General features: G+C 48.4%; 3 protein-coding genes. 2 read left to right on the top strand and 1 reads right to left on the bottom strand.

From position 1 onward, the window contains the following. Positions 1–278 precede the first annotated feature (278 nt). A complete protein-coding gene (gene ettA / locus ACOJTG_RS07660) occupies positions 279–1,946 on the bottom strand; it encodes an energy-dependent translational throttle protein EttA (RefSeq protein WP_420153269.1) in 1,668 nt (555 codons plus the stop codon). A gap of 87 nt (positions 1,947–2,033) precedes the next feature. On the opposite strand from ettA, the gene ACOJTG_RS07655 reads away from it, so the two are divergent. Next, entirely contained in the window at positions 2,034–3,335 is a 1,302-nt protein-coding gene (locus ACOJTG_RS07655) for a DUF349 domain-containing protein (RefSeq protein ID WP_420153268.1), read from the top strand. Between the two features lie 152 nt (positions 3,336–3,487). After that, positions 3,488–4,351 (top strand): S41 family peptidase (locus ACOJTG_RS07650; protein WP_420153267.1); only part of this gene is annotated, 864 nt, incomplete at its 3' end.

Genomic DNA, 4,351 nt, shown 5'->3' with positions numbered 1-4,351 from the left:
TGCTGTACGTGGGAATGATAGTCAGTCAAATTTCCCTGATCAGAACGGGTCGGCTAACGCCCAAACGGATACCCTGGACCCTGGGGTTTCCCCGTAGTTATGTCCTCTATACAACGGTCTTTACGCCCAGTTTTCGGTGTTTCTCGACCCCGGCTTGGCTGATTTTGCTGGGGCCTTTACTTGTCTATCTTCTACTACTGGCGTTGCGAATGTACGTAATGCATCCTAGGTCTTAGAAAAGTTAGGGAATACGCTTATAACGTATTCCCCTAACCTGATTATACCAGTTTTTTGTACTTAATCCGCTTCGGTGTAGCGTCCGTACCCAGACGTTTACGGCGGTTTTCTTCGTACTCGCTAAAGTTTCCTTCGAAGTAGTATACCTGTGAATCGCCTTCAAAGGCCAGAATATGCGTGGCAATCCGGTCGAGGAACCAGCGGTCGTGGGAAATAATGACAGCACAACCCGCAAAGTTTTCCAGACCTTCTTCCAACGCCCGCAAGGTGTTAATGTCGAGGTCGTTGGTCGGCTCATCTAAGAGCAGCAGGTTCGAACCTTCTTTCAGCATCATGGCCAGGTGGACGCGGTTCCGCTCACCGCCGGACAGGTTCGAAATCTTCTTTTCCTGATCCGAACCGCCAAAGTTGAAACGACTCACGTACGCCCGGGCGTTAACCATCCGGCCACCCAACAGCATCGGGTCGTTACCACCCGAAATGGTTTCGTAAACCGACTTGTCCGCCTTCAGGTTGTCGTGTAACTGATCGACGTAAGCCAGTTGAACCGTCTCGCCGACTTCAACCGTACCCGAATCGGGTTGTTCCTGACCCGTCAGTAACTTGAAAAGCGTCGTTTTCCCGGCACCGTTCGGCCCGATTACGCCGACAATCCCCGCGGGAGGAAGCGAAAAGGTTAAATTTTCAAAAAGAATTTTATCGCCGTAGGCTTTCGACACCTGCTCAATTTCGATGACCTTACTGCCCAAACGGGGACCCGCCGGAATAAAGATCTCCAATTTGTCTTCCCGCTCTCTGACATCCTCGTTTAAGAGCCGTTCGTACGCACCTAAACGAGCCTTCGATTTAGCCTGGCGAGCCTTGGGAGCCATGCGAACCCAGTCCAGCTCACGTTGCAGGGTCTTCTGACGCTTGGACTCCTGCTTTTCTTCCTGCGAAAGTCGTTTCTGTTTCTGCTCCAACCAGGACGTATAATTTCCTTTCCAGGGAATACCTTCGCCCCGATCCAGTTCCAGAATCCAGCCCGCTACGTTGTCCAAGAAGTAGCGGTCGTGGGTAACGGCAATGACGGTACCTTTATACTGCCGCAAGTGTTCTTCCAGCCAGAGTACTGATTCAGCATCCAGGTGGTTAGTCGGCTCATCAAGTAGCAGAACGTCAGGTTCTTGGAGTAACAAACGGCACAGGGCCACCCGACGACGCTCTCCACCAGAGAGTACACCGATTTTGGCGTCTTCGGGCGGACAACGCAGGGCGTCCATAGCCCGTTCAAGTTTCGTATCCAGCTCCCAAGCATCCAGGGCGTCGAGTTTTTCCTGCACTTCTCCCTGACGGGCCAGCAGCTTGTCAAAGTCCGCATCGGGATCACCAAATGCTTCATTGATTTCCTCGAATTCCTTGAGTAAACCTACCACTTCGGCGGCACCTTCTTCGACGATCTGACGAACGGTTTTTTCGGGATCCAGCTGGGGTTCCTGCTCCAGCATACCTACCGAATAACCCGGTGAAAAGACCACTTCTCCCTGGTAACTTTTATCGATGCCGGCGATGATTCGCATCAGCGTCGATTTTCCTGAACCGTTCAGACCCAGAATCCCAATTTTGGCACCGTAGAAAAAGGAAAGAGAAATGTTTTTAATGATCGTTCGACTGGGTGGAATTACTTTACTCACCCGAGACATCGAAAAGATTATGGTTTCGTTACTCATTTTTTGTTTTATTTGTTGCTTGAATATCAGCACTGGCAAAAGTAAGGCGTTCAGGACCGTTTGCCCAGTCTCATCCCTCAAAAACCCATGGAGACCACCATCACACCCAACCGGTACGTAGAAGATACCCACGGTTACACAAAAGAAGGAAAAGTTTATCTGAAAGGCTACGATGGCTATCCCGACCGGGAAATTGGCTACGTACGCAATACAGAAGAAGAAGCGTTAGATTATTTCCGTAATCGATTTCAGTTAGCTCAGCAAAAAGTCATTCAGCTTCACCAGGATGTACAGGAAGCCCAAAACAAGGGCTCGTACCTGACTAAACTTTTGCAATTACGCAAAAACCTACTGGAGTTCGACGGCCTTGGCGATTTTCCGCCTTTGCTGGCTATGCTCGATAAGCTGGAAACGTACCTTCGCGAGCTAATTTCTTCCAATCAGGTAAAAAATCTGGAAATTAAACGAGCCCTGCTCGAAGAGGTCCATCAGGCTGCTACGGCTATTCCCGACTGGAATGAAGCCACGGACAAAATCCAGGAGATCAAAACCAAATGGCTAAAAACCGGACCGGTCGATAAACCGTATCACGATGAAATCGAGGGTGGTTTCGATCGGATTTCGGATGATTTCTTTCAACGCCGTCGCGAATACTACGCCGAACAAAATCGGATCATTGATGAACGCTTTGATAAACTCGAAGACATCGTTGCCGAGTCGGAGAAATTAATGCGGAGTACGGAGTTTGATGAAGCCTTTGTACGGGTTCGTCAGCTACAGAATGAGTGGAAAACCGTTGGCCCCGTACCTCCCAAGCGGCAAAGTAAACTGTGGAAACGCTTCAAGAAGGCGACGACCATTTTCTTTGATCGTTATAATGCCATGAAAGGCATTACGCCCCGTCCTCGGGTAGACCCCCGTTTACAGGAGCTACAAAATATTGCGGCTGAAGCGGAAACGCTAACGGCATCCGTTCATCAGGATGTTATTTCCAAAGCCTCTGATCGGGCCAAGGAATTGCTGGTGAAGTGGAAAGACCTCGCTCCGAAGGTGAAAACCCTGGACCGGAACGTGGCCGAGAAATTCCGCTTAGCCTGCGATAAAGTATTTGAGTTGAATTATTTGCGTCGGGTGATTGGCTATCGTTATCCGGATTTCGACGAGAAGCCGAAGCGTGATCAGCTGAAAATTCAGATTTATCAGATGGAATATCTGGTACGCAAGGAAAAAGGCGATCTGGAACAATACCTGGAGTTTGACGGCCGAATCCGGGCTTATGTAGCCGCTGATAAAGCTCTTTTCCAGAAGGTGAATACGCAGAAGCGGAAAGTAGCCGTGAAGGAAATGCTGCTGGTGGAATTCAAACGGGATTTAGAAACGGTACTCTAACGATCCGGCATATTATTTTTTTCTAAAAAGCCAGTCTTGTGAAAGACTGGCTTTTTAGCTTTAAAAAGTGCTTAAAATGAAATATTATGGGTTGGATTACAGTTATCTATAGCTTTTGATACCAATCCTTACTACAAAATACTGTATCCTGAATGAAAGCACTGCACTATGCCGTAACGATCCTTTTACTGGGCACACTGGCTTCGTCGTGTAAGAAAGACAATGAAAACGATGGGCCTAAAGCGACAGCGGATGTACGAGACAGCGTTTACCTCTATTCAAAAACCTATTATCTGTGGAACGACCGACTTCCTTCCTTAGCTAGTTTTAATCCTACTAGTTATGATTCGCCAGAAGCGGTCATGGAAAAGGTGCGTACCTATAGCCCACTGGGAACCAATGGCAAAAACCTGGACCGCTGGAGTTTTGCGATGACCAAGGAAAAGTGGGATGATGTGGCTTCAGGAGCGAGTGGCGACTTAGGCATCAGTTTTGGCTTTGTTGCTGCCAATGATTTACGGGTAGCGTTTGTGTACAAGAACTCCGATCCTGGAAAACAAGGCGTGCAACGGGGCTGGCAGATTACGTCGGTCGATGGTATTACGGCTAATACGGCCAACATAGATGCCCTTTCGAAAGCCCTTTTTAAAGAGTCTACGCAGGTAGCTTTTAAAAAGCCGGATGGTACGACGCAGACCCTAACCCTGAAGGTTACTTCGTATCAGACCAATCCCGTACTGACGCGTAGTATCATCAGTCAGAATGGCAAGAAGGTTGGGTATATCGCTTTTAGTAGTTTCTTGGGAGCTACTGCTGCAGCGGAGCTGGACGAAGCTTTTGCCTATTTTAAAGCGAATGGCGTAACCGATTTGATTTTTGATGAACGATACAATGGAGGTGGAGAGGTAGTATTAGCCGAGAAAATAGCGGATCTGATTGTGCCTCGTTCCGCTGCAGGTAAGCTTATGTACAAGGATCAGCACAATCAAACGCTTTCCAAGTATTCGGGTTATAAC

The organism is Siphonobacter sp., from assembly GCF_048595215.1.
In the GTDB taxonomy this organism is placed as follows: domain Bacteria; phylum Bacteroidota; class Bacteroidia; order Cytophagales; family Spirosomataceae; genus Siphonobacter.
The sequence above is the reverse complement of the archived record's forward strand: the minus strand, read 5'-3'. Positions and strand labels throughout refer to the sequence as shown.

What these genes read in the sequence shown, in the direction of transcription:
- ACOJTG_RS07655 (WP_420153268.1), top strand. Translation starts at nt 2,034, where the DNA reads ATGGAGACCACCATCACACCCAACCGGTACGTAGAAGATACCCACGGT.
- ettA (WP_420153269.1), bottom strand. Translation starts at nt 1,946, where the DNA reads ATGAGTAACGAAACCATAATCTTTTCGATGTCTCGGGTGAGTAAAGTA.